Source organism: Synechococcus sp. 63AY4M2 (genome assembly GCF_002760475.1).
Taxonomy (GTDB): Bacteria; Cyanobacteriota; Cyanobacteriia; order Thermostichales; family Thermostichaceae; genus Thermostichus.
In genome coordinates, this window is record NZ_AXUX01000001.1 from 392,599 (window position 1) to 416,878 (window position 24,280).

Here is a 24,280-nt window from a genome sequence, read left to right on the forward strand (position 1 = left end):
GCGGCTTGCCCAGTCCGGGCAAACAGTTGATACAACAGAGGGGGAAAGTCCGCCAAAGTCTGGACTGCGAATTTCTCGAGGGGGATCCCATGACCGTACGACCTTCCGGCCCACCTCCGATTGTCTACATTCTTTTGCTGGCGATACTGGGGGGAGGCGGCTGGTATGCCTATCGTTCCGGCCTGCTTGACTCTTTCCTGAAGCGAGGGAACGCGCCTTCTGTCCCTGGCCAGATCCCGGCTGCCCAGCCGCAAGCGCCAACGGCCCCCAATCTTCCTCCAGCCCAGGCCCCCAACCAGCCACCCAGCGCGGTTAATCTGGATACTTCCCTGCCCAACCCGGCGGTGCTGCAGATGGACGGCAGCGTCACCATGATCCGCATTGTCTTGGCCTTGAAGTCAGGCTACAGCCAGCGCAACCCCGCCATCCCCATCACCTACGGGATCCCCGACGGCAAGCCCAATGGATCCAACGCCGGCCTCAAGGCCCTGATGGAAGGTCGCATCCAGCTTGCTGCCAGCTCTCGCCCCCTCAATGCCAGCGAAGTCCAGGCGGGTTTGCAGGCCATCCCGGTGGCCAAAGATGCCCTGGCGGTGGCGGTGGGGGTAAACAACCCCTACAAGGGCGGCCTGACGCTGCAGCAGTTGGCCGACATCTTCCAGGGCCGGATCACCAACTGGAGCCAGGTAGGCGGCCCCGATCGTCCGATTCGCGTTCTCAACCGCGCCCCTCAGAGCGGCACCTACAGCGTTTTCCAGGAGCTGGTGCTGTTGGGGCTGCCCTTTGCCCCCGATAACCCGCCCTACTTCACCACTGCCACCCAGGATGCCACCACCCCTCTCCTGCGGGCTTTGGGAGAAGACGGCATCACCTACAGCACCGTGGATCAGGTGCAAAACCAGCAAACGGTGAGGATGGTGCCCATCGACGGCCAGATGCCCACCCGCGAGGCCATCCAAAGTGGCCGCTACCCGCTGGCCCGCAACGTGTTTTTGGTGGTACCGCAAAAAACCAGCCCCGTGGTGGCTGATTTCATCAACTATGCCCTCTCCGACCAAGGCCAGCAAATCATTGGCCGCACCGAGTTCATCCCGCTGCGGTAGCTGGCCTTTGCCTAGCGATTGGCTCGGTAAAGTAGTCCTAGCCCCACTGCGGAGCAGATGAAGTTGGGCAACCAGGCCGCCACCTCCGGCCCCAAGGTTCCAATCTGGCCCAGCGCCTGGCTGACAAACAGCAGCACGTAGTAGGCGAAGATAATCAGCACGCTGAGGCCCAGGCCCAGAGAAGAACTGGTGCGCTGGGGGCGCAGCGCCAGGGGCGCCCCAATCAAGGTGAAGGCCAGACAGGCAAAGGGGATGGCGTACTTTTGGCTGAGGCTAACCTGAAGGCGGCGTACCCCCTGCAGATCCCCCGAGCTGGCGATGACCTCGATGTAGCGGCGCAGCTCTTGAATGTTCATCTCCTCGGGGCTGCGGACCTCCTGGGCCAAATCCAGCGGCGCGCGCGGCAGGCGCAACTCCTGGCGGGCAAAGGTGGCGATGTTGCTGTAGGTGCCATCAGGGGAGACGATGTAGTTGGTGCCCTCCTCAAACACCCAGAGGTTCTCCTGGGGATCCCAGCGCCCCTGCTGCGCCAGCAGGATCTGGCTGAGAGCCTCGTTGGAAAGATCCAGCACGATCACGCCGCGCATCTGCTGGCCATCGAAGCTGCGGGCATAGAACTGACGGGTTAGCCCTTGCCGGCGGGAAAAAGTGCCGTCTGGCTCGGGCGCGAGGATCTCGCCGAACTCTTGGTAGAGGATGTTCTCGCGGCGGAACTCTGGAGTTCGGTTCAAAGCGCGGTTTAGAGTCAGGGCCGCCTGGCGGTTGCTCACCGGCACCACCAGCTCGTTGAAGAGAAACGTTAACGTCGTCACCAAGAGGCTGAGAAGGAGGGCCGGCACCACCAGACGATAGAGGCTCACGCCGCAGCCGCGCAGGGCAGTGATCTCGTTATCAGCAGACAGGCGCCCATAGGCCAGCAACGTCGCCAGCAACATCGACATGGGGAACGTCAGGACGATGATCCCCGGCGCCCGCAACACAAACACTTGCAACGCTGCTGAAAGGGACAGCCCCGCCTCTACCACTAGCCGCACCAGCTCAAACAGGGATCCCACTGCCATCACCAGGGTGGTGAACGCTCCCACCCCAAAGAAAAAGGGCAGGAGCATCTCGGAGATGATGTAGCGATCCATCAGGCCCACCGCGCAAACGATGGAGAGCCTGTTGCAAGACTGCTTGATTGAAGGAGGAGTAGGGGGAGAATGAAGTTTCACAAAACCAAGGGAAGTAGCAGTCAGGACAACCCGAAGGCTGTTAACGACTCTAGACCGGAACGCTGGCCAACAAAAGGTTAATCGCCTCCCTTTTTCACCCTAACTTGCCTATGATCGACCCAAGGCGGGCTTGGGCCGGGCGTTGGGCTTGTTTGTCTTGAGATAGCTTTCAGCATGGCTTCCTCTTCCCCCTCTTCGCCTAAGCGTTTGCTAGAGCAGCTCCTGGAGCTGCGACAGCAAGTTGTGGAGGGATCCCAGAAGTACTTGACCGCCTGGGGCAGCCCCTGCAACCCCTCCCCCGCTCTCGAGAACCTAGCTCGGTATTTGGCGCTGCGCCAACACGATCTGCGCGACCTGCAGTTAGAATTGGCCGCCCTGGGGCTGTCGTCGCTGGGACGCTGTGAATCGCGGGTTTTGGAAAGCTTGGATGCGGTGATCGCCATTTTGGCCGCCGCTCAAGGGCTGAGCCACAAGGGACCTAGCTATGAAGCGTTTTACGCCGGGGATATGGCCCTAGAGCAGCACACCGAGGCTCTTTTTGGCCCTCCTTCTCCCCACCGCCGTGCCCGCATCATGGTGACCTTGCCCGGCGAAGCCGCCGAGCAGCCCGAGCTGCTGCTGCAACTGTTACAACGGGGCATGAACGTGGCCCGCATTAACTGCGCCCACGACGATCCCCTGGTGTGGGAGAAAATGGTGGCCCACTTGCGCCGGGCCGAAGCCCAGACTCAACGGCGCTGCAAGATTTTGTTCGACCTGGCCGGCCCCAAGATCCGCACGGGCCTGGTGGCCATGCCACCCGGCAAAGCCAAGGTGTACGGTGGGGATCGCATCCTGCTCACGGCAGCCATTCCGCCGGTCGACTCTGACATCTGCTGCCAGGTGGCTTGCACCCTGCCGGAGATCTTGGCCCACCTCAAGGTGGGGGCAACTGTTTGGATCGACGACGGCAAAATCGGCGCTCGTGTAGTGGGGATCGAGCCGGCAGGGGTGGTGCTGGAGGTGGACAAAGTCGCCCCGCAGGGCAAGAAGCTGCGGGAGGAAAAAGGCCTCAACTTTCCCGACAGCCAGCTCTCGATCCAGCCCCTCACCGAGAAAGATCGCCAAGACCTGGACTTCGTGGTGCGGCATGCCGACCTGGTGGGCTATTCCTTTGTCCAGCAGCCGGCGGATTTGCAGTTGCTGTTTTCTGAGCTGGAGCGGCGCCAGGCCCGGCCCGATCTGGGCTTGATCCTCAAGATTGAAACGCAGCGAGCGGTGCAAAACCTGCCCACTCTGATCGCGGCCGTCGACGGCTGCCGGCCCCTGGGGGTGATGATTGCCCGGGGAGATCTGGCCGTGGAGATTGGCTGGCTGCGCCTGGGCGAGATCCAGGAGGAGCTGCTGTGGATCTGTGAGGCCGCCCATGTGCCGGTAGTCTGGGCTACGCAGGTGCTGGATCAGCTCACCAAGGAGGGCCTGCCCTCCCGGCCTGAGCTTTCCGATGCGGTGCTGTCGGCCCGGGCCGAGTGCGTCATGCTCAATAAGGGCCCCTATCTCCTGGAGGCGGTTGCCCTGCTGGACGAGCTGCTGGCCCGCATGCAGGCCCACCAGCACAAAAAAAGCCAACGCCTGCGAGCTTTGTACTCCTGGCGATGAGATGGAGCGGCATCAAAGACGGAACTTCTCCCCCAGGTAATACTTGCGCACCAAGGGATCCGCCGCCAGCTCCGCTGGTGTGCCCTTGGCCAGGATGGCGCCGTCGTTGAGAATATAGGCCCGGTCGGTAATCTCCAGCGTCTCCCGCACGTTGTGGTCGGTAATCAAAACACCGATGCCCCGCTGCTTGAGCTTGGCCACCACCTCTTGAATATCCGCCACCGCAATGGGATCCACCCCCGCGAAGGGCTCATCCAGCAGCAGGAATTTTGGCCCGTGGATCCCGGCTGCCAGGGCGCGGGCGATCTCGGCGCGGCGCCGTTCTCCCCCCGACACCTGCAAACCCAAACTGTGGGCCACATGGGCAATGCGAAACTCCTCCAGCAGGTGGTTGAGCCGCTGCTGCCAGAGGCGGCGAGGCACCCCCGTCTGCTCCATGATCAGCAGCAGGTTGTCTTGAATGCTAAGGCGACGAAAGATGCTCGGCTCCTGAGCCAAGTAGCCGATCCCCAAGCGGGCCCGGCGATGCATCGGCAGATGGGTGATGTCCTGGTCATCCAGCCAGACATGGCCTCGGTTGGGCTGGATCAGGCCGGTCATGATGTAGAAGGTGGTGGTTTTCCCCGCCCCATTGGGCCCCAGCAGCCCCACAACTTCTCCCTGCTGAATGTGCAAGCTGACGTCGCTCACCACCTCACGGCGGCCATAACGCTTACAGATGTTTTCCAGTCGAATCTGCATAGGATCGGCACAGGGTTGCTGTTCGATGCTGACTGATTCTGGAGGGCTAGTTCCACAGAGGCTTCTCTCCCAAGGCTGCCCCGAACTCGACCCCTGATCTAGAGGGGGACGAGCAGAATTGACCACCTGCATGGGAATTGGGAAGATCTTCAGATACGGTTGCCGGATGCCGCAACTGCTCGCGCTGCCCCCGGATGGGATCCCTGGCCTTTCCCATGCTCCGCTGTCCAGCTTGCCATTGGCTCAACCTCGACTCCGATCGTCGCTGTCGCCGCTGCGGTTGCTTCCTGCGTTGTCGCCCTCTCCCCCCCTGGGAAAGCTTGCCCGTTGCCCGGCCCGGCCGGAGGAAACGCCAGCCGAGCCATCCTTCTCGGCTGGCAACCCGCTAGGATTGCGTCTTGGCTGCCTCGGCGATACTTTCGGTTTTGCTGGGACTGGGGCAACTGTCTTGGCATTGGGTGGATCCGCTGCTGAAAGATCCTCCCCCGCCCGGCGATAGCCCACAAGCTCTGGGGCGATAAGGCCACAACGTCATCACACCTTGGGAGCGTCTGTCGATCCACAAAACCAGGCAGATCTGTGCAGTGGCCGAAGCCGGCAGATGCCACTATCATGTGACCAACGCAAAACAACCCCGCTCTGCCGGATTGTCTCAGTCAACTTTTTGTGAGGCTCGGTTACCATGAACTTTCATCTCAAAGCTTCCGCCATTTTGGCCCTGCTGGCCACGACAGCCGTCGCTTCCAATGCCGCCGCCACAACCCCCAACGCCTGCTTCCTGCGCTACCTGCTGGCCTCCAGAACCTGTCCCAATTGCCGGCTGGGATCCCTTGAGCTGAGCAACCTGGATCTGGCAGAGGCTAACCTCCAGGGTGCCGACCTGATCGAGGCCAACCTGGAGCGCACCATCCTCACTGGCGCCGATCTCAGCCAGTCCTACTTGGTGGGAGCCAATCTGCGGCGCGCCCAGTTGCGTGGCGCCGATCTCAGCGGTGCCTACCTGGAGGGAGCGGACTTGCGGGGTGCTGATTTGCGGGGTGCCGATCTCTCTTCTGCCTCCCTGTACGGCGCCGACTTGCGGGGGGCCGATCTGCGCGATGCCAATCTGACCGGGACTGACCTGAGCTTTGCCCGCACCTGGGGCACACGCCTTCAGGGCGCCGTTCGGGAATAGTGCAATCGGCTGGTTGACCACTGCCCGCTTCCCCTCTCCTCCTTGGGAGAGGGGCTGGGGGTGAGGGCCCAGTGCGGATGGCGAGACTCGAACTCGCATGGCAAAGCCACACGCCCCTCAAACGTGCGCGTATACCAGTTCCGCCACATCCGCATTCCAGGTTTAACCATCATAGCGGCAAAAGGGCGGGGCTGTTAAGAGGAGGGGCCATTGCGGTACGGGCTAGTTTAATCTTCTGTCCAAAACCGCTCTGAGAGATACTTATCGGCCCCGTCGCACAAGATGGTCACCACCACGCCGGAGGAGAGCTGACAGGCCACCTGTAGAGCCGCCACCACATTGGCTCCGGCAGAGATGCCCACCAACAAGCCTTCCTCCAAGGCCAAACGCTTGACCATTTTCTGGGCTGCTTCGGTGGAGATCTCGATGTGCTGGTCGGGCAGGGTGGGATCGTAAATCTCGGGCTTGAGAGCAGTGGCCATGTGCTTGAGGCCTTCAAGGCCGTGGAAGGGGGAGTCCGGCTGCATGGCAATGATCTGGATATCGGAGCGGTACTCCCGCAAGCGCCGCCCCACCCCCATGCAGGTGCCGCTGGTGCCTAACCCGGTTACGAAGTGGGTGACCTGTCCCTGGGTTTGCTCCCAGATTTCTACCCCCGTGGTCTCGTAGTGGGCCTGCCAGTTGGCGGGGTTGCTGTACTGGTCGGGATAGAAGTAGAGATCCGGGTTTTCGGCATAGAGGGCGCGGGCTTTCTCGATGGCCCCATCGGAGCCGAGGGCTGGATCCGTGAGCACTACCTCCACCCCGTAGGCGGCGAGGATCTTCTTGCGCTCTGGGCTGGCGTTGGCCGGCAGGGCCAGCTTCACCTTGTACCCCAAAGCTGCCCCGATCCAGGCGTAGGCGATGCCGGTGTTGCCGCTGGTGGCATCCAGGATGATCTTGCCAGGCGTAAGCTTGCCCTCGCGTTCGCCAGCGCGGATCATATTCAGGGCCGGGCGATCCTTGACCGAGCCGCCGGGGTTGTACCACTCTGCTTTGCCATACACTCGCACCGACGGCGGCAGGTCGGCGGTGACCCGCCGCAGGCGAATGAGCGGCGTCCGTCCCACCAGCTCGATGGGGCTATCGACCGCAGGGGGCAAGGGGCGAGAAGAAAACACGGTTGGATACAAGGGGGATCCCTCGCTAGATAAGCACTGGGCTGGACAACCATTGCTCATCTTATCCCGGTGTTTATCGGCTCTTGCCGGCTTTTTCTGGCCCTCTCCGCGCTTCCCCGAAAACCTCTGGCTAGACTCTAAGATGGGGGTAGGGAAGCACGAGTTCTGGACAGCGGCGTGATGCGGAGGGGCATGGCAGAAATCGGCATTGTAACCGCGCAACAATTTGACCGCCGGCGAGGCCAGATCCATGTTTACGACGGCGAGGGCAAGGGCAAGTCGCAGGCGGCGCTAGGGGTTGTGCTGCGTTCCATTGGGCTGGGGATTGAAAACTCGGCCCCCAGCCGGGTGTTGCTGGTGCGGTTTCTCAAGGGGCCGGGCCGCACCTATGCCGAGGATGCCGCGATTGCCGCTCTGCAGCGCGGCTTCCCCCACCTTATCGATCAACTGCGCACGGGGCGAGGAGAGTTCTTCGGCCCCGACGAGATCACTAAGTTTGACCGCCAAGAGGCCCGCCGCGGCTGGGATGTGGCCAAGGGGGCGCTGGCGTCGGGGTTCTACTCGGTGGTGGTGCTGGACGAGCTAAACCCGGTGCTGGATCTGGGCCTGCTGCCTGTGGACGAGGTCGTCAGCACCCTCAAGCAAAAGCCAGAGGAAATGGAGGTCATCATCACCGGACGGGGCGCCCCTAAGGAAATTATCGACCTAGCAGATTTGCACTCGGAAATGCGCAGCGTGCGGCGGGCGGCGGATCCCCAGGACGGCCAGCCCCTCCTCAGCGGCATCGAGATCTATACCGGCAACGGCAAGGGCAAGTCCACCAGCGCTCTGGGCCGGGCTCTGCAGGCCATTGGGCGCGGCATCAGCAAAGATCTCTCCCACCGCGTCCTGATTATGCAGTGGCTAAAGGGGGGAACGGGCTACACAGAAGATGCGGCCATTCGGGCTTTGCGAGAGAGCTATCCCGATCTAGTAGATCACCAGCGCTGCGGCCGCGACGCCATCGTTTGGCGGGGCAAGCAGCAGGAAATCGACTACGTGGAGGCGGAGCGGGGCTGGGAGCTGGCACGGGCGGCCATCGCCTCTGGGCTTTACAAGACCATTATTCTGGACGAGCTCAACCCAACGGTGGATCTGGAGCTATTGGATGTGGAGCCGATTGTTGAGGCTTTGCTGCGCAAGCCACGCGATACGGAGATCATCATCACAGGGCGCTGCCATGCGCCTTTGCCCTACTTTGAGCTGGCCTCTGTCCATTCGGAAATGGTGAGCCACAAGCATTATGCCGAACAGGGGGCCGATCTGCGGCGCGGGGTGGACTATTGAGCAGGGTGGCGATGCTGGATCAACTCCTGCAGCAAAGCGGGTTCCCCGACGCGAGGGCGCTGGCGCAGGTCTTGCTTGGCCTTTTCCAGACGGAGGTGTGGGTGGAGGGCAAGGAGCGGGTTCCCCAGGGCCCCCTGCTGGTGGTGAGCAACCATCGCAGCTTTTTGGATGCGCCGGTGCTGATTGCTGGGCTGGATCGACCGATTCGTTTTGCCTGCCACTACTACCTATCGCAAGTGCCCCTCTTGCGGGAGGTTGCCTTGGCCCTGGGTTGTATCCCCCTCCAGCAGGGATCAGGGCCGCAGCTTGCCTTTTTTCGCCAGGCGCAGGCCACTCTGGCGGCAGGCGGAGGGGTGGGGATCTTCCCGGAAGGGGCGGAGCAGATTACTCGCGAGACCTCGCCCCAAGAGCTGGGCTGGTTTCAGCCGGGCTTTGCCCATCTGGCCTTGGCTGCTGGCGTGGATCCCCTGCCGATCCTGCCGGTGGCCGTGTGGGCGCAGGAAGAGTGGCGGGCGATGGATATTCCCATGGCTTTTTTCCGCTGGTTTGATCCCACGGAGCCCAGGTTTCAGCGGCCGGGGGGGCATCCGGTGGTGATCTACCGTCAGGTGGTGGTTCGAGTGGGATCCCCTCTTTGGGTAGGGGGAGCAGGGCGCTCTACCTGCCGCCAGGAGCGGCTGCAGCTCATTCGGGAGTTAACGGCAGCCGCCCGCGAACAGGTGCGCTTGGGGTTGACAAGGAGATGGAAAGATTGAAAAGCAAGCCCGCCGCCTCTAGTCCAAGCCGCCAGAAGCGGCCCTTGCTGCTCTATTTGCCGGGTATGGATGGCACGGGCAAACTGTTTTACCGGCAGGCGCAGGCTCTGCAAGCCGAGTTCCGCGTCCGCCCTCTGAGCTTAAACCATCCCGAAGCGGGGCATAGCTGGGAGAGCTTGGCCGATTGGGTGGGATCCCAGCTGGACGAGGGAGCCTACCTGTGTGGCGAGTCCTTCGGAGCTTGCCTAGCCCTGGCTGTGGCTGCCCAGCAGCCGGAGCGCTGTCGTGGCCTGATTCTGGTTAATCCGGCCTCGTCGCTGCGGCGCCGGCCCTGGTGGTGGGCAGGTCATGTTCTCCTGCCTTTTTTGCCGCCGGCGCTCTACCACCAGATGGCGGAGCGGGGGCTGGGATTTTTGGCGGAGCTAAGCCAAATGGAGCCGCCGGATCGGGAGCGGCTGCGCCAGGCCGTTCACAGTGTTGAGCCCACGGTGGCCGCCCAGCGCCTGGCCTTGCTGGGATCGTTTGTCGTGGAGGAGCTGCCCCTGGAGTCGATGACCCTGCCGACGTTGCTGGTGGCGGGGGGGCGGGATCGCCTCCTGCCCTCGGTGCAGGAGGTGCAGCGTCTGGCGGAGCGACTGCCCCAGGCCCAGGTGGAGATCTCGCCTTTAAGCGGCCATGCTTGCCTTCTGGAGCGGCAGATGAACCTGCGGCGCTACTTGCTCAAGCCCGATGGGGTTTTTGCCCCGCTACTGCTTAATTCCGCTCCAGCGCATTGAGCAGGGAGAGGGATCCCCCCAAGTTTTCGATTCGCTCTTGGCAGGAGGGATCTTGTCCTTCTCGATCCAGCCAAAGGGCCCTCAGGCCTGCTGCCTTGGCCCCTTGATAGTCTTCGCGGCGGCTGTCGCCGATGTGCCAGGCAGCGGCAGGCGGGATCCCCTGGGCCGCTAGGGCAGCTTGGAAGATGCGGGGATCGGGCTTGGCATAGCCCACCTGGGTAGAGAGAGTAAGGCTAGAAAAATAGCCATCCAGTTGCAGCGCCTGCAGCACTCGCACTAGACGGCTGTCGAAATTGGAGATTACCCCTAGCTGGATCCCTTCCTGTTGCAGAACCTGCAGAACCGGCAGCGTCTCGGGATAGAGCTCCCAGGGATCCGACGTGGCAAAATACTCGAAAAGGCGGGCAAAAAACGCCTCAAACCGTTCCTCCCCAAAAGCAGCCAGGGATCCCACCCCCGCAAAGGTCTGGCGCACCACCTGGCGCCACCAGGCCCGCTCCCATTCCTGGAGGGCGGATCCCAGAAGACCGGCACAGGCTGGCGGCGGAGCGCTGGCAAAAGCTTGGGCAAAGGCGCGATCCAACGCCTGCGGATCCACCGCCACTCCATACGCTGCTGCCACCTGGCTGTAGGCCTGGCCGACGCTGCCCCGCACCCGAAACAGCGTGCCCACGGCATCGAAGAAGATTACCCTCGGTCTCACTGCTGGCTCTCGTAGCGGGCGTAGGCATCCACAATCCGCTGCACCAGGGGGTGGCGTACCACATCCCGCTGGTCAAAGTAGCAAAAGGCAACCCCCTCTACCCCCGCCAGGATGCGCTCTGCAGCCGCCAGGCCCGACAGGCGATGCTTGCCCAGATCCGTTTGGGTGAGATCCCCGGTAACCACCATGCGGGAGCGGAAGCCCAGCCGCGTGAGGGCCATCTTCATCTGCTCCGGGGTGGTGTTTTGGGCCTCGTCCAAGATGATGAAAGCGTTGCTGAGGGTACGCCCCCGCATGTAGGCCAGCGGCACCACCTCGATGACTCCCTGGGCCATCAGCTGGGGCAGCTTGGCCGGGTCGATAAACTCGAACAGGGCATCGTAGAGAGGCCGCAGATAGGGATCTACCTTTTCCACCAGATCCCCTGGCAAGAAGCCCAGCTTCTCCCCTGCCTCTACCGCTGGTCGCGTCAGGATCAAACGCTCGTACTCGCGGTTTTGCAGGGCTGTGATGGCCACAACGGCAGCCAGATAGGTTTTCCCGGTGCCTGCCGGCCCGATGCCGAAGCAGAGATCGTGGGTGCGAATGGCTTGCACGTACTCCTGTTGGCGGGGTGTCTTGGGCCGGATCAACTCTCCCTTACGGGTGCGGGCCAACACACCTGCTTGCGCTTGCTGATAGGCCGTAGCCTCCTGGCCGGAGAGGGCGCGAAAAGCTTGCTCCGCATCAATCACCGTGACAGGGTGTCCAGTTTGCCAAAGCGGCTTCAGCAATTCTAGCCACTGCCGCACCTGCTGCCGCTGCTGAGGGGTGCCTTTCAGGTACAGGTCTTGTCCGCGCAGCGTTACAGAGGCACCACTGGAGCGACTGATCCACTTCAGGTTGGCCTCCTGAATGCCCGCCAAGGACATGGCCTGCCGAGGGCTTGACAAAGAGATGATCTCCAGATCGGTGGCGGCAGAAGTGTCGTGCATGCCGTGGGCGCCGGGCACCCCGCGAGACTTGCAATGGTGATCTTATCAAAAACGGTTGTCAAAGCGCTCCGGGTTGCGGAAAGCTGCTGCAGAGACCAAACGAGCGCAAGAGTGCTTAACAGGGGCATTGCACAAATTAATGTGTTTTGGAATACGAGGTCCCAGAAGATCTGCGCTGAGTAAGGATCTGGGTTTCGGCCTTGGTTGGCAATCAAGTCTTGGGGAATTAACAGATTCCTATGGTTCCCTAAAAAAGTATTGCAAAGGTCTATTTCTCTGGGAATAGCCGCCATCCATCAAGTAAAGTTGACCTATTACAAAGAGCTTGAGACCTTAATCTCTTGCCCGATCGAGGAAGAGCCTGAGGTTCTCAGCCCCGATGTCACAGTTCATCTGAGATTCTCCATCCAGCAGCAGGGAGAGGAATAGGTTTGTCTTTAAAACCTTTCCCCGGCTCATTTTTGGGATCCCTGTAAGCTCTTTACAGCTTCTCACTTCTGGAGTCATTTTGAAGAAAAGGAGAGATAGATGTTTACCCAATCGGCTACACCCGCTACGTCAGGGCTGCCACAAATGGATTTGACGCAAGTCCCGCCAGAGATTACCTGCGATGGCAGCGACTTAGACTGGAGCCAAGCCGCAGCGATCGAGGGCACCCAACCCCAAGAGGAGAACTTGCAGGGCTGGATCGCCTTTTACGGCCTGCGGGTCAACCAAGAACCGGGCAACATCCTGCACTGGCAGGGGCAGCCGCTGCGGGCCAGCCGCATTCGCTTTTTTGTGAAAAATGTGGCTTGGCGCTATGGCTTTTCTTTCTCCACCAGCATCCGCTCTCCTCTCGGCAAAGGGATCCCCACGCCTTCGGAGTGGCGCTACCCCGGTCTTTGCCGCTACGGCCTGGTGCTGTTCCAGCCCAACGCCCGGTTGGTGGCCCGGCAGGTCTGGGAATCCTCGCCGGAGCAGCCGCAAGAGGTGGATCTGGATCCCAACTTGGATATCGCCTTCAACGTCAATGACGCCAAGGGCAGCTACGGCGACAACAGCGGCAGCTTCGATATCTATATCTATGTGCAGGTGGTGAACTGAGCTGCAGCAGGGATCCCGCTCGAGAACAGTTGCCGGGTGGGATCCCATCTTCTACAATAGGTGAACCGGCGGCTGGATCCCAGCTTGCTGAGGTCTCTGCCGCTCTGGAGAGGTGGCTGAGTGGTCGAAAGCGGCTTCCTGCTAAGAAGTTACGGGGCCCAAAAGCTCCGTCGAGGGTTCGAATCCCTCCCTCTCCGTTGTTGTGGCCAGTTCCTAGCCGCCCTTGCCGGTGGTGGAGGGCACTCATGGGTCAGGCGTGGCTGCTGAGTCAGTGGGGGGTGGCGCTCTGGCTCAATCTGGCCTTGGTGGCGCTGGCCCTGCTGAGCCCCCAGAAGGCGCTGACGCGAGCTGGGGTTCTCCATGCGGGCCTGCTGGGCCTGTTGGTGTGGGGGGGCCTGGGAGGGCGGGGTTACCTGGTCGTAGCCGCCTATTTTTTAGTCGGCACCGCCGTAACCAAGCTGGGGATCCGCCGCAAGCAGGCCCAGGGGATCGCCGAAAAGCGAGAGGGGGCGCGAGGGCCGGAAAATGTCTGGGGATCTGCCCTGACGGGAGCTGCCTGTGCGGTGGGATATGCGCTTTTTGCCCATCCCCTCTGGTGGTTGGGGTATAGCGCCAGCTTCGCCGCCAAGTTGGCCGATACCGTCAGCAGCGAGGTGGGAAAAGCCTACGGACGTCAGACCTTTTTGATCACCACCTTGCAGCCGGTGCCAGCAGGCACTGAGGGAGCCGTCAGCCTGGAGGGATCCCTGGCGGGGGTGGCGGCAGCAGGAGGGATGGCCGCCTTGGCCTGGGGCATTGGCGGAGAATGGGTGGGAGGGAATCTCCTATGGTTGGGAATCTGCTGGCTGGCCGGGATCCTGGCCACTTTGGCAGAAAGCTGGATGGGGGTGGTGTTGCAGCCTCGCTTGGCTTGGATGAGCAATGAAGTGGTGAACGGCATTCAAACGACCCTAGCAGCTCTTTTAGCAGTGGGTCTGGGGGCGCTTTTGGGGATCGGATCCTAAAAAGATGCCCAAGCGCTCCGCGCCGCTGCCCTCACCCCCAGCCCTTCTCCCTCTGGGAGAGGGGAGTTAGAGCGTTGCGTAGCAATAACGAGGCAAAGAACCGTTTCGTTGCTGTTTGAAATGACTGTATTTTTGAGATTGAGAATGGCGCCGTTGCCATTGGGAATGGCTATGCAAAGCAAGAAATAAATAAAGAGGGAGAAGCTCTCCCTCTGCGCCGATTGGCTGGGAACTAGACCGATTGCTCTGGACCTCTCCTAGCGCAGGCCGCTGGGCTTGTAAACCAAGAAGCTGAGCACCTGGCACTGCTTAATGTTGTCGAAACCCACCACACGGATGAAGCAATTGGGGTAGGCGCTGCGGCAGGCCTGTACCTCGGTCAGCACCTCCTGGGGAGAAGTGGCGCTGAACAGGGGCAATTTCCACAGCGTCCAGTAGTGGTCGGTGGGCTGCGAAGACTCGTTGAATTCGATGGCAGGAATGTAGCCTTGATCCAAGATGTACTGCACCTGCTTGAGGATCTGCAGATCCGTCATCGGAGGCAAGTAGGAAAAAGTTTCGTAGCGGCGCTCTTTCGGCAAGGTTTGCATGACTGAAGTTACTCCGTTTCAGGTGTAGGGTTCTGAAGAGGGGATCCCGCTTCCGGGTGCGTGGCCAGCGGGGATCCCGCTGCTGAGGTAAGCCGTTCCAGGTGGCTACGGCGGTGTTCCATGTTGGCTTGCTGGATGCCGGTCTTGGCCATCTCCGGCAAGTAGTCCACCACCTCCGCCGCAATGTGCTCGCGAACGGTCATGATGCGATAGGCCAGGTCAGGACGCTCTGCCAGCAAAGCCCGCAGGTAGGTTTCCCCCTCCTGAAGGTTTTGCCGAGCCGAGAACTGCTGCAGCCACAGGGCCCTGGGAGGATCCGTCTCGCTCAGTTGGGCCAGCACCGTGCGCATTGCCTGATAGGTCAGGTAGCTGATCAAGGTTTTGGCCGTATCTTTGGCGATCTGTTTCAGATCCATGGCCAGTCCAGGGGTAAGCCGAAGCAGCGGGGCAAGAGAACTCTGGGGATCCCTTGCCCCCGGCAGATCTCTAGAGCGTATCGACGGGCTTGAACTCGAACTTGATCTCCTTCCACAGCTCGCAGGCAGCCGCCAGTTCCGGCGACCACTTGGCCGCTTCGCGGATGATCTCGTTGCCCTCACGGGCCAGATCCCGACCCTCATTGCGGGCCTGGATACAGGCTTCTAGGGCCACCCGGTTGGCAGTGGCGCCTGGCGCGTTCCCCCAGGGGTGTCCCAGGGTTCCGCCACCAAACTGCAGCACCGCGTCGTCGCCGAAGATCTCCACCAGCGCCGGCATGTGCCAGACGTGAATGCCACCGGAGGCCACCGGCATCACCCCAGGCATGGAGGCCCAATCTTGGGTGAAGAAAATGCCGCGGGAGCGGTCGGCCTCCACGTAGTTTTCCCGCATGAGATCCACAAAGCCCATGGTGATGGCGCGGTCGCCCTCCAACTTGCCCACCACCGTACCGGCATGCAGGTGGTCGCCGCCGGACATGCGCAAGCACTTGGCCAGCACCCGGAAGTGGATGCCGTGGTTTTTCTGGCGGTCAATCACGGCATGCATGGCGCGGTGAATGTGCAGCAGGATGCCGTTGTCGCGGCACCACTTGGCCAAGCTGGTGTTGGCGGTAAATCCGGCAGTCAGGTAATCGTGCATGATGATGGGGGCACCGATCTCCTTGGCAAACTCCGCCCGCTTGAACATCTCCTCACAGGTGGGCGCCGTCACGTTCAGGTAGTGCCCCTTGATCTCGCCAGTCTCTGCCTGCGCCTTGTGGACAGCCTCCATCACAAAGAGGTAGCGATCCCGCCAGCGCTGGAAGGGCTGGGAGTTGATGTTTTCGTCGTCTTTGGTGAAGTCCAACCCGCCCCGCAGCGCCTCGTACACGGCCCGTCCGTAGTTTTTGGCGGAAAGGCCCAGCTTGGGCTTGATGGTGCAGCCCAGCAGCGGACGGCCGTACTTGTTCAACTTGTCCCGCTCCACCTGAATGCCGTGGGGAGGGCCCTGGAAGGTCTTCAGGTAGGCCACCGGGATCCGCACATCCTCCAGCCGCAACGCTTTCAAGGCTTTGAAGCCGAAGACGTTGCCTACAATCGAGGTGAGCATGTTGGTGACCGAGCCTTCCTCGAACAGATCCAGCGGGTAGGCGACGAAGCAGAAGTATTGATTCTCTTCGCCCGGGACCGGCTCGATGTCGTAGCAGCGGCCCTTGTACCGATCCAAGTCGGTGAGCAGATCCGTCCACACGGTTGTCCAGGTGCCGGTCGAAGATTCAGCCGCCACAGCCGCCCCGGCCTCTTCGGGGGGAACGCCCGGCTGAGGAGTAACCCGGAAACAGGCCAAGACGTCGGTATCCTTGGGCGTGTAATCGGGCGTGTAATACGTGAGTCGGTAATCCTTTACGCCGGCTTGATAGCCCTTTTTGGTTTGGGTTGCTGAGTAGGCCACGTTGATCTCCCTCTAAACGAATCACAAAACCAGAAAATGCCATTCACGGATGCAATCAAGAGGCAAAACTCAGGGCCAAAACCACAGACCACCGAGTTTTCGTGAATGAACTCGCCTCACAACTGTGAGGCCCTACTTGGGCTTCGAGACAGTCTTCATCCAAGCGGATGTAAAGTCCTAAACCCTCCTTTTCAAGCGCTGCCAATCGCTAGCCTCAACCGCCTGGATTTTGGAAATCCAGTGGCGAGATTTCTATACACTGTCTAGGCTAGAACTTTGACAAACACAAGCCTACATTGGTTTAATCCTAAGCTATCATCCGCAAAGACAGGCTGATCGTTACTTTCTTTATGAGTTCGATTAGTTTGATTAAAGTAAGCCCCCTTGGTTGGCGCCGAAAATATAGATTTCTTTGGCTTTCTTAATATCCCTGGGTGGGATCCCTGGAAAAGGCAAAAGCTCCCTTGAGAAGGGAGCTGGGTGGGTTTGTCTGCAGCGGCCAGAGGGGCTAAGAAACGGCGGCCAAGGATGGTTGGGGTCTCCTGGTGATCACCTGGTCGATGAGGCCGTATTCTTTGGCCTGCTCTGGAGTCATAAAGTTGTCGCGGTCGGTATCGCGCTCGATGCGCTCCAGGGGCTGGCCAGTGTGGTAGGCCAGCAGGCTGTTGAGACTGTTTTTGATAAAGAGGATCTCTTTAGCCTGAATCTCGATATCGGTGGCTGGCCCCTGGGCTCCACCGAGGGGTTGGTGAATCATGATGCGGGCGTGGGGAAGGGCAATGCGTTTGCCTTTGGCACCTCCTGCCAGCAAAAAGGCTCCCATGCTGGCGGCCAAGCCAATGCAGATGGTGGAGACATCCGGCTGAATGTGCTGCATGGTGTCGTAGATGGCCATACCGGCATAGACGGAGCCGCCGGGAGAGTTGATGTAGAGGTAAATATCTTTCTCGGGGTCTTCAGATTCCAGGTAGAGCATCTGGGCCACGATCAGGTTGGCAATGTCGTCGTCCACCTGGGTGCCCAAGAAGATGATCCGATCCCGCAATAGACGCGAGTAGATATCAAAGGCGCGCTCGCCGCGTGCAGATTGCTCAATAACGGTGGGAATCATGCCAGTCCAAGCGATGGGTTGTTACTTTTTAGTGTAGTGTAAGCCACTGGACGGCTGCTCCGCCTAGGACGGTTTGCCGCCCTGAGGCTGTGCTGCGTTGCTCGGAGCCAGCAGCCTGTAAAGTTGACAGCTTGAGGCCTAGCATGGATGTGATCCCGGATGAACCCCTCGTGATTGCCGGCTTGCTGGGCCTGGCTCTGCTGGGGATTTTGATCCTGAACTTGGCAGAACGGGACTCGGGAGACGCCGACTAAGAGAGGACATAAGTTTAAGTTGACAAAATTACACCTCTCTCTTTACAATCAGAATCGCGTCATTTCTGGGATGCCCCCATCGTCTAGAGGCCTAGGACACATCCCTTTCACGGATGCGACAGGGGTTCGAATCCCCTTGGGGGTATGAAGGCCGGTGACAAGTGTTGGAGGGGGAAAGTGCTCGGGAGGCGCCTTGAGTCTAGCTTAGCTTCGGCTAGGCCCAAAGGGCCGTAGGCTAGGCTTCTCATCCAACTGCATGGGAATCAACTGCTGGCAGCTAGAGCTTCTGCCGGCGCGGCAGCAGCAACCAGATCGTCTTTGATCAGCTCTGCCAGATCCTGGAGTTGGCGAATGGCTTCTGCCCCTTCTAACTTCATTAGCTCCCGGTCATCCCGCATCTCCGTCCAACTGATGGAGCATTCGGAAACCAAAAAGCGAATCAAGTGCCCCTCCCGTAAGCTGACCATGAAGGAGGCGCTCTCAAATGAGGTGCCGCAGGTGTAGCAAGAAGCCGGGTAGCCCCGCTTCTCCAAAACAATGGCCAGAGCCTGCAAACTCATCACCAGGTCTTGAACGTAGCTGCGGTATTGTTCCGCCAACCGTGCGAACATCACACTCCTCCCATAGCGAGTTGGCCCATCGGGGCGCGTTCTAGTAATTTATGCCTAGTCACTTAGAGTCATATCTAGCATAACGATCGACAAATCCTCAAGAAAGGGATCCGTTTAGCATCTCTCCAGAGACTAAGCAAGACTACTGAAGGCCAAATAGCATGCTAGGCAAAGTCTAAGGCAGGAGGATGTTGTATTTAACACTCCTCTCAGAACAGACATTAAAGTTTACCCTAATTCAAAACTCTTGCCCGCTGGGATCCGATCCCTGCCGAGAACCGGTCAGTTTTCCTTTGGCGGGGCTTGGGCCTTGATCCCGAAGTGCTTTATCGGTGAAGATTTTGCCCACCCTTTGGCCAGGACGATTGTGGCACGTCTAGAAAGGGTTGACCCGTTTGCGAGGTCAAGTGGGCTAGGTCTTACAGACGGATGGAGGTAGGGTAGGTTCCCGAGGAATTGTGGTGGGAAAAGGCTGAGGAATATCACGGATAACTAGAGGGAAACACTCGATGCTGTGGCCTGGGGATTGGGAAGAAGGGAGACTGATTGCTCAAAGAGTCTCAAAGCAGTTGGGGATCGCTGAAGCCTGCTATCGGAGCGGATTTTGAACCCTGAATGGCGATCTTTTCACTGATCTGCTTTGAATCTGCTTCCAGAGCAGGGCGGCAGCTTTTTTAGACAATTGCCGGAAAGCGGCTAAGGCGGACGCAGCAACGGGAGACTGGGGCTGCATCGCTGCTTTATTTTAAGCGGGATCAGGAGCGCCTTGAGCAATTCTTAAGAAATTCTGGAGTAGCCGCACTGCCAGATCGGGACGGGATCCCCAGTGAAGGTGCAGATAGGAGGCGTGCAGGCGCTGGCCGGCCCAGCCTTCCCGGTGGGGCGGGGATCCCCAGCTGTAGATTGGGCTGGGGGAGGTGGGGGTGCTGCGGGAGCGGTGAAATTCGTGCCCGCGTAGGCGATCCCCGGCCTCGACCAGCAGGGTGGGGCGCAAAACAGTGGCCTCGCGGTAGCCCAGACACAGCCGGCTGCCCATGTCCACCGTGATGGGCAGCAGCCCGGCCATGGGGTAGGTCTTTCCCTGCAAATCGGTGAGAGATCGTCCCAGCACCATCAGTCCGCCGCATTCGGCATACAGGGGTGGGTGGGCGGGCGGCGGTGGCTGTCGGGCTATTTTCTCAGAGAGGGTGGCGGCAAACAGTTCTGGGAACCCGCCCCCCAAGAGCAGGCCGTCGCAGGGATCCGGCGGCCACAGCCCCACCTGCAGGGGAGAGTACGCCAGCAGCTCGGCGCCACAGGCCCGCAGCAAGTCCAAGTTGTCGGCGTAGTAGAAGTTAAAGGCGGCGTCTTGGGCCACCCCTACCCGAACCCGTTCACGGTGGCGGGACGGAGTCCTTTCCGCGAGAGAGGGGATCCCTGGCCATAGCTCTCCTGCTGCCGGGGGAAGCGTTCGAATCAGCGGCAGCAGCTTGTCCCAATTCAGGTGCTGCTCGGCCAGGTCGGCCCAGGCCTCCTGCCAGTGGGGGAAGTGATCCAGCTCTGAGACGGGCACCAGCCCCAGGTGGCGGCTGGGCAGGCGCAGATCCTCACGGCGGGGCAATTGGCCCAAAACCGGGATCCCTACCGCTGCCGCCGCTTGCTGTAAAATCTGGCCGTGCCGCTCCGAGGCCACCTGGTTGAAAATGACGCCGGCGATGGCCAGGCCGGGATCGAAGCGGCTCAGGCCGTAGAGCAAAGCGGCCACTGTCATTCCCATGCCGCTGCCGTCGATGACCAGCACCACGGGGATCCCCAGCAGGCGGGCCACATGGGCGCTGCTGGCAAAAAAGGGCTCCGTTCTGCTCGTGGGATCTGGCGGGGATGCGGGCGCCCGCCCATCGAAGAGGCCCATCACCCCCTCTACAATTGCCCCATCTTTGCCCTGGCAGTGGTGGCGAAAGCAGCGCTGCACAAAGTTCTCATCGGTTAAAAAGGGATCCAAGTTACGACAGGGGATCCCGCTCACCGCCGTGTGGAACAGGGGATCGATGTAGTCAGGCCCCACCTTGAAGGGCTGGATGCGCAGGCCCCGCCGCCGCAGGGCGGCCAACAGAGCCAACGTGACGGTGGTCTTGCCGCTGCCGCTTGTGGCTGCCGCCAGCAGAATGGCCATCTTGCCCCACCCAAGGACTAGAACTCGATGCCGATTTGCGCTTTGATCCCTTGGTCGCGAAAGGGATGCTTGATCAAGGTCATCTCGGTAACCAAGTCGGCCCGCTCGATCAGGCCTGCCGGCGCGCCCCGCCCAGTTAGGATCACGTGCACTCGCTCCGGTTTCTCGGCCAGGCCGGCCAACACCTGCTCCAGGGAGAGATACCCCAGCTTGAGGGCAACATTGATCTCATCGAGGAGCACCAGGTGGTACTCGCCGCTGCTGAACAGCTCCCGCCCCTTTTCCCAGGCCGCCTGCGCGTGGGCGATATCCCGCTCCCGATCCTGAGTTTCCCAGGTAAAGCCCTCCCCCATGGCGTAAAAGGCAATTTTCCCCAGCTCCAGCTCGGGATGGGCGGCCAACTTGCGCAACAATTTGGCTTCGCCCGGATCCCAGGCCCCCTTGATAAATTGCACCACCCCCACCGATAACCCTTGGCCGAGGGCACGGAAGAGGGTGCCGAAGGCCGCTGTGCTCTTGCCCTTGCCCTGCCCCGTATAGATGATCACCAAGCCCTTGTCGTCGCGCATGCTCGCCAGGCGCTGCCGCTGGATCTGCTGGCGGCGTTGCATCCTTTGGCGGTGTCGCCGGTTTTGTTCGGCTTCCGGCTCGGGGGCCGAGGTGGGCAGGGATCCGGGCGTTTCCGGCAGGGGAGAGGGGGGCATGGCTATGGAGGGTTGGGAAGCCGCAGGAGGGGTCTGGCAGGCCGAAGTTTTCGCTCAGCAGACTGCTCTTCATCCTAATCTGGCTTTCAGGTTTTCAGGTTTCAGGAGAGTTGGGGCAGATGGGTTAGGATCCCTGTCAAGCCAGAAGTTGGGTTTTGCTGCATACTCATCCCCAATTGGGCTGGGATCATGAAAGAGCCGGCTGCCGCTTTTCGAGATAGCCTGCTGATGTACTCTTTCATCTGGGCCGTGCTGGCGATAGGGTGTTTTCAAGTCTTGCCACGCCTGGAAATTGCCTCTGCTGCCCAGTTGCAGCCGTGGCTGGGGCCCGCCTATCTGGCTGGGCTGGGTGGATCCCTGTTGGCGGCTTTGGGATCGATGTTGGCCGTCTTGGCAGAAACAGCCGCGGGCGCTGCCAGCAAAAGACACCTGCATCGCCTAGCTTGGGCGCTGGGGACGGTCGGTTTTCTCGGCGTCCTCTTTCCCTTGGGCTTGGCCAGCGTCTTTTTTCTCAGGGCCGCCCAGTCCACCGACTGGTGGCAGAAGCTGTTGGACTGAGGCTCACTCAGCAACCATTTTTTTGACAAATGCGTCGAGGTTAGGGGTACGATAAGGACAAGTTCCGTTCTTTATCCAGAGCAGACTGAGGGATCAGGCCCAACGAAGCTGCGGCAACCGGCGGAAGCCTCCGCTACGGTGCCAACTCCTGCGGTTAGTCAGTAACCGAAAGATAAAGGAATAAAGCTTTCTCTAGAGGACAGTCCTCTTGCCAGGGGGACTTTTCTGACGACTTCGCCCTTTAGCGCTTCCCAATAGCTCTGGTTGCAGCAGCGGAGCGAGGCTCTATTGCTTCGGCGGCAAAGTCCTCGGTGCGATACGGCGCTCTTGCTCCTGCGTCGGCCACGGCCTAGGTCTGTTCTTCTGCTCGGCTGAGGTGGAAGGGATCCCTGCTCAGGCCGGCGGATGATGAACGGCAGCAGCAGGCTCTGCTTTCTGGGCAGTTCTTGGTTGTATCTGTTTCGTCTTAAGGAGAGGTTCGTTGTCCAAGTCGTTTTTGTTTTCCTCAGAGTCGGTGACAGAAGGGCACCCCGACAAAATTTGCGACCAGATCTCTGACGCCATCGTGGATGCCCTCTTGACGGCGGATCCCTTAAGTCGAGTGGCGGCAGAGGTGGTGGTGAATACAGGCATGGTGATCCTGACCGGGGAGATCACCTCGCAGGCGCATGTCAACTTCACCCGACTGGTGCGGGACAAGGTGGCCGAAATTGGCTATACCGACGCCAAGAACGGCTTCTCTGCAGAAAGCTGCGCGGTGTTGGTGGCTTTCGATGAACAATCCCCCGACATCGCCCAGGGGGTGAACTTGGCTCTGGAAAGTCGCACATCTCAGGAAGATGAATTCGACTTGATCGGGGCCGGGGATCAGGGCTTGATGTTTGGCTTCGCCTGCGACGAAACCCCCGAGTTGATGCCACTGCCCATCAGCTTGGCCCACCGCCTCAGCCGCCAGTTGGCCGCGGTTCGCAAAAACGGCACCCTGCCCTACCTGCGTCCGGATGGCAAAACGCAGGTGACTGTGGCCTATGAGGAGGGGCGGCCGGTGGGCATTCACACCCTGCTGATCTCTACCCAGCACACGCCGACCATCGGTGCCATTACAGAAGAGGCAGCGGTGCAGGAGCGGATCCGCGCCGATCTCTGGGAGGCGGTGGTGCAGCCGGTGTTTGCCGAGCTGCCCATCAAACCCGATGGCAACACCCGCTTCCTCACCAATCCCACCGGCAAGTTCGTCATCGGCGGACCCCAGGGGGATGCCGGCCTGACCGGACGCAAGATCATCGTCGATACCTACGGCGGCTATTCCCGCCACGGGGGCGGGGCCTTCTCCGGCAAGGATCCCACCAAGGTGGATCGCAGCGCCGCCTATGCCGCCCGCTATGTGGCCAAGAACATCGTGGCCGCCGGCCTGGCGCAAAAATGCGAGGTGCAGGTCAGCTACGCCATTGGGGTGGCTCGTCCCATCAACCTTTTGGTGGAAACTTTTGGCACCGGCCGCATCCCCGATGAAGCTCTGCTGCGGCTGGTGCAGCGCCACTTCGACCTGAGGCCGGCGGCCATTCTGGCGCAGTTCCAACTGCGAGAGTTGCCCCGCCAAAGGGGAGGGCGCTTCTATCAAAACGTGGCGGTCTACGGGCACTTCGGGCAAACCCATCTGGATCTGCCCTGGGAGCGCACGGATAAGGCTGCCCTGCTGCGGGAGGAAGCTTTCGCCGGGGCGACCGCCATCCTAGGCTAGGGGGATCAAGGGGGACAGGCTGGGCTCAATGCCTGCCCTGGTGCAGTTGCTCGACAAGTGGGATAGCTCCGGCAGGATAGGCTGTGCACAGCCAGTTCACTGCCGCCGTGGAGCCTGGCGTCGAGAACTCCCGCTCAGCCCTGATAGGCTATGGCGGGAGCTTGACCTTCAACGCCAGTCTTGACTAGACCTGACACTCCTATCCCCCATCCCGCCAAGCTCTGCTGGGGTGGGAGCAGGCCGGAGTTTGTGATGGCAAGGATCCCTGAGGCAAAATCGCAAACTCACCCAGGCTGCCCTTGGGATGGCTGGTCAGGATCCACAGGGTCGGCAAGCTGCAGCTCCAAAGTTACCAAAAGCTCCGTCCCACCAGCGCGAGCCGCCGAGGAGGTCGGCGGGGCAGGATGAACATGAACGAGCAGGTGGCGCAGCTTGGGCGGGAGATCCTGCAGCTCATCCAACAACAAGTCGAGAGAAATGGCCGATTCTCCGGAGAAGAGGGATCCTCTCCTGAGCGGGGCTGGGAGCGGTGAGGGAGGGCGGGCAAAAGAGCTGGTGGCAGTCGAGACTAAAGACCGGATCAGCTCCTGTTGTTCCCGCCACAGGGATTGGCTGATTTCGGGGGGAAAGGTGAGGTGAGGAGCGCCACGGCGCTGCCAGAGGCGGAGGATCTGTTCCACAGAGGTGGCCTTGTAGCGACCCTGGTAGAGGGCTTCCAGCAGGGCCGCCGGGATCCAAGAGGCTGGGAACTGTTTGCTCCAGCGCTCCACCCAGGCCTGACTGGCTTGCCCCTCTAGCTCAAACCCGTAGCGCTCCAAAAAGGTCGCGGGATCCATCAGGGCCCAAGGACACTCAACCCAAGGCTAACCCAGATCCGGCGAGATAAAAGGGAGATAAAGCCTTATCCCCGGATCCCGCAAGACAGCTCCCGTCAGAGGATGCCGCTGTTGGCCTTCCATGCAGGCTCTGTGAAGAGGCCATGAAGCTGCAGTAC

Annotated in this window: 23 protein-coding genes, 3 tRNA genes and 1 riboswitch; of the genes, 12 read left to right on the forward strand and 14 right to left on the reverse strand. The window is 60.7% G+C overall.

Translation table 11 applies throughout. The features are described 5' to 3' along the window. Positions 1-89: 89 nt before the first annotated feature. A complete protein-coding gene (locus SYN63AY4M2_RS01725; protein ID WP_011430077.1) occupies positions 90-1,103 on the forward strand; it encodes a phosphate ABC transporter substrate-binding protein in 1,014 nt (337 codons plus the stop codon). A gap of 11 nt (positions 1,104-1,114) precedes the next feature. On the opposite strand, the gene SYN63AY4M2_RS01730 is transcribed toward SYN63AY4M2_RS01725, so the two are convergent. Then, on the reverse strand, positions 1,115-2,236 hold the full coding sequence (locus tag SYN63AY4M2_RS01730) for an LptF/LptG family permease (protein WP_228375506.1): 1,122 nt from the start codon (positions 2,234-2,236) through the stop codon (positions 1,115-1,117). A gap of 255 nt (positions 2,237-2,491) precedes the next feature. Between SYN63AY4M2_RS01730 and SYN63AY4M2_RS01735 the strand changes: the two genes are divergently transcribed. Next, positions 2,492-3,955, forward strand: a complete 1,464-nt coding sequence (locus SYN63AY4M2_RS01735; protein ID WP_099887152.1) for a pyruvate kinase — start codon at positions 2,492-2,494, stop codon at positions 3,953-3,955. Positions 3,956-3,967: 12 nt separating this feature from the next. Here SYN63AY4M2_RS01735 and lptB read toward each other — a convergent pair whose 3' ends face one another. Beyond that, positions 3,968-4,696 (reverse strand): LPS export ABC transporter ATP-binding protein, encoded by a 729-nt coding sequence (lptB, locus tag SYN63AY4M2_RS01740; RefSeq protein WP_011430074.1) that lies wholly within the window; start codon positions 4,694-4,696, stop codon positions 3,968-3,970. A gap of 682 nt (positions 4,697-5,378) precedes the next feature. Between lptB and SYN63AY4M2_RS01745 the strand changes: the two genes are divergently transcribed. Further along, positions 5,379-5,870 carry a pentapeptide repeat-containing protein gene (locus SYN63AY4M2_RS01745; protein ID WP_011430073.1) on the forward strand — a complete coding sequence of 164 codons (492 nt, stop codon included), beginning with the start codon at positions 5,379-5,381 and terminating at the stop codon, positions 5,868-5,870. A gap of 72 nt (positions 5,871-5,942) precedes the next feature. On the opposite strand, the gene SYN63AY4M2_RS01750 is transcribed toward SYN63AY4M2_RS01745, so the two are convergent. Then, positions 5,943-6,023, reverse strand: a tRNA-Leu gene (locus SYN63AY4M2_RS01750). A 74-nt stretch (positions 6,024-6,097) separates the two neighbouring features. Beyond that, the gene (locus SYN63AY4M2_RS01755; protein ID WP_228375467.1) at positions 6,098-7,042 is read right to left on the reverse strand and encodes a cysteine synthase family protein; all 945 of its coding nucleotides are present in this window, start codon (positions 7,040-7,042) and stop codon (positions 6,098-6,100) included. 180 nt (positions 7,043-7,222) lie between these two features. Between SYN63AY4M2_RS01755 and SYN63AY4M2_RS01760 the strand changes: the two genes are divergently transcribed. Genes SYN63AY4M2_RS01760 through SYN63AY4M2_RS01770 form a run of 3 tightly spaced genes read left to right on the forward strand, consistent with a single transcriptional unit; the run spans position 7,223 to position 9,887 of the window. After that, complete coding sequence (locus SYN63AY4M2_RS01760) at positions 7,223-8,356, forward strand: cob(I)yrinic acid a,c-diamide adenosyltransferase (protein WP_011430071.1); 1,134 nt, start codon at positions 7,223-7,225, stop codon at positions 8,354-8,356. Positions 8,357-8,367: 11 nt separating this feature from the next. Next, entirely contained in the window at positions 8,368-9,111 is a 744-nt protein-coding gene (locus SYN63AY4M2_RS01765; RefSeq protein WP_099887153.1) for a lysophospholipid acyltransferase family protein, read from the forward strand. Further along, the gene (locus tag SYN63AY4M2_RS01770; protein ID WP_099887154.1) at positions 9,099-9,887 is read left to right on the forward strand and encodes an alpha/beta hydrolase; all 789 of its coding nucleotides are present in this window, start codon (positions 9,099-9,101) and stop codon (positions 9,885-9,887) included. Before SYN63AY4M2_RS01765 ends, SYN63AY4M2_RS01770 begins: the two co-directional genes overlap by 13 nt. On the opposite strand, the gene SYN63AY4M2_RS01775 is transcribed toward SYN63AY4M2_RS01770, so the two are convergent. Both SYN63AY4M2_RS01775 and SYN63AY4M2_RS01780 read right to left on the reverse strand, forming a co-directional pair. Next, positions 9,865-10,590, reverse strand: a complete 726-nt coding sequence (locus SYN63AY4M2_RS01775; RefSeq protein ID WP_099887155.1) for an HAD family hydrolase — start codon at positions 10,588-10,590, stop codon at positions 9,865-9,867. The genes SYN63AY4M2_RS01770 and SYN63AY4M2_RS01775 overlap by 23 nt on opposite strands. Continuing rightward, a complete protein-coding gene (locus SYN63AY4M2_RS01780) occupies positions 10,587-11,564 on the reverse strand; it encodes a PhoH family protein (protein WP_011430067.1) in 978 nt (325 codons plus the stop codon). Before SYN63AY4M2_RS01780 ends, SYN63AY4M2_RS01775 begins: the two co-directional genes overlap by 4 nt. A gap of 573 nt (positions 11,565-12,137) precedes the next feature. Here SYN63AY4M2_RS01780 and SYN63AY4M2_RS01790 point away from each other — a divergent pair. The 3 genes from SYN63AY4M2_RS01790 to SYN63AY4M2_RS01800 all read left to right on the forward strand — a co-directional run bounded on the left by SYN63AY4M2_RS01790 (position 12,138) and on the right by SYN63AY4M2_RS01800 (position 13,654). Next, positions 12,138-12,650 carry a hypothetical protein gene (locus tag SYN63AY4M2_RS01790; RefSeq protein WP_240530471.1) on the forward strand — a complete coding sequence of 171 codons (513 nt, stop codon included), beginning with the start codon at positions 12,138-12,140 and terminating at the stop codon, positions 12,648-12,650. A gap of 106 nt (positions 12,651-12,756) precedes the next feature. Beyond that, positions 12,757-12,847, forward strand: a tRNA-Ser gene (locus SYN63AY4M2_RS01795). A gap of 48 nt (positions 12,848-12,895) precedes the next feature. Then, positions 12,896-13,654, forward strand: coding sequence for a DUF92 domain-containing protein (locus SYN63AY4M2_RS01800; RefSeq protein ID WP_041438244.1), 759 nt, complete (start codon positions 12,896-12,898; stop codon positions 13,652-13,654). Positions 13,655-13,911: 257 nt separating this feature from the next. Here SYN63AY4M2_RS01800 and SYN63AY4M2_RS01805 read toward each other — a convergent pair whose 3' ends face one another. The 4 genes from SYN63AY4M2_RS01805 to clpP all read right to left on the reverse strand — a co-directional run bounded on the left by SYN63AY4M2_RS01805 (position 13,912) and on the right by clpP (position 17,266). Continuing rightward, positions 13,912-14,244, reverse strand: a complete 333-nt coding sequence (locus tag SYN63AY4M2_RS01805; protein WP_011430063.1) for a ribulose bisphosphate carboxylase small subunit — start codon at positions 14,242-14,244, stop codon at positions 13,912-13,914. Positions 14,245-14,252: 8 nt separating this feature from the next. Continuing rightward, a complete protein-coding gene (locus SYN63AY4M2_RS01810; RefSeq protein WP_011430062.1) occupies positions 14,253-14,660 on the reverse strand; it encodes a chaperonin family protein RbcX in 408 nt (135 codons plus the stop codon). Positions 14,661-14,730: 70 nt separating this feature from the next. Then, entirely contained in the window at positions 14,731-16,155 is a 1,425-nt protein-coding gene (locus SYN63AY4M2_RS01815) for a form I ribulose bisphosphate carboxylase large subunit (protein ID WP_011430061.1), read from the reverse strand. Positions 16,156-16,663: 508 nt separating this feature from the next. Then, positions 16,664-17,266, reverse strand: a complete 603-nt coding sequence (clpP, locus tag SYN63AY4M2_RS01820; protein WP_011430060.1) for an ATP-dependent Clp endopeptidase proteolytic subunit ClpP — start codon at positions 17,264-17,266, stop codon at positions 16,664-16,666. A gap of 326 nt (positions 17,267-17,592) precedes the next feature. Here clpP and SYN63AY4M2_RS01825 point away from each other — a divergent pair. Next, a tRNA-Glu gene (locus SYN63AY4M2_RS01825) sits at positions 17,593-17,665 on the forward strand. Positions 17,666-17,783: 118 nt separating this feature from the next. Here the strand turns inward: SYN63AY4M2_RS01825 and SYN63AY4M2_RS01830 are convergent. From SYN63AY4M2_RS01830 to cobO, 3 genes are all read right to left on the reverse strand, one after another. Then, positions 17,784-18,131: a DUF1815 family protein gene (locus SYN63AY4M2_RS01830; protein WP_011430058.1), complete on the reverse strand. Its 348-nt coding sequence runs from the start codon at positions 18,129-18,131 to the stop codon at positions 17,784-17,786. A gap of 745 nt (positions 18,132-18,876) precedes the next feature. Then, positions 18,877-20,283: a cobyrinate a,c-diamide synthase gene (locus tag SYN63AY4M2_RS01835; RefSeq protein WP_099812197.1), complete on the reverse strand. Its 1,407-nt coding sequence runs from the start codon at positions 20,281-20,283 to the stop codon at positions 18,877-18,879. Between the two features lie 17 nt (positions 20,284-20,300). After that, positions 20,301-20,987: a cob(I)yrinic acid a,c-diamide adenosyltransferase gene (gene cobO / locus SYN63AY4M2_RS01840; RefSeq protein ID WP_011430056.1), complete on the reverse strand. Its 687-nt coding sequence runs from the start codon at positions 20,985-20,987 to the stop codon at positions 20,301-20,303. 189 nt (positions 20,988-21,176) lie between these two features. Between cobO and SYN63AY4M2_RS01845 the strand changes: the two genes are divergently transcribed. Then, complete coding sequence (locus SYN63AY4M2_RS01845; protein ID WP_011430055.1) at positions 21,177-21,545, forward strand: hypothetical protein; 369 nt, start codon at positions 21,177-21,179, stop codon at positions 21,543-21,545. Positions 21,546-21,613: 68 nt separating this feature from the next. After that, positions 21,614-21,724: riboswitch (SAM riboswitch) on the forward strand. Positions 21,725-22,026: 302 nt separating this feature from the next. Next, the gene (gene metK, locus SYN63AY4M2_RS01850; protein WP_041438239.1) at positions 22,027-23,286 is read left to right on the forward strand and encodes a methionine adenosyltransferase; all 1,260 of its coding nucleotides are present in this window, start codon (positions 22,027-22,029) and stop codon (positions 23,284-23,286) included. 284 nt (positions 23,287-23,570) lie between these two features. Here the strand turns inward: metK and SYN63AY4M2_RS01855 are convergent, their stop codons facing one another. After that, positions 23,571-24,122, reverse strand: coding sequence for a hypothetical protein (locus SYN63AY4M2_RS01855; RefSeq protein ID WP_011430052.1), 552 nt, complete (start codon positions 24,120-24,122; stop codon positions 23,571-23,573). Positions 24,123-24,280: the final 158 nt, after the last annotated feature.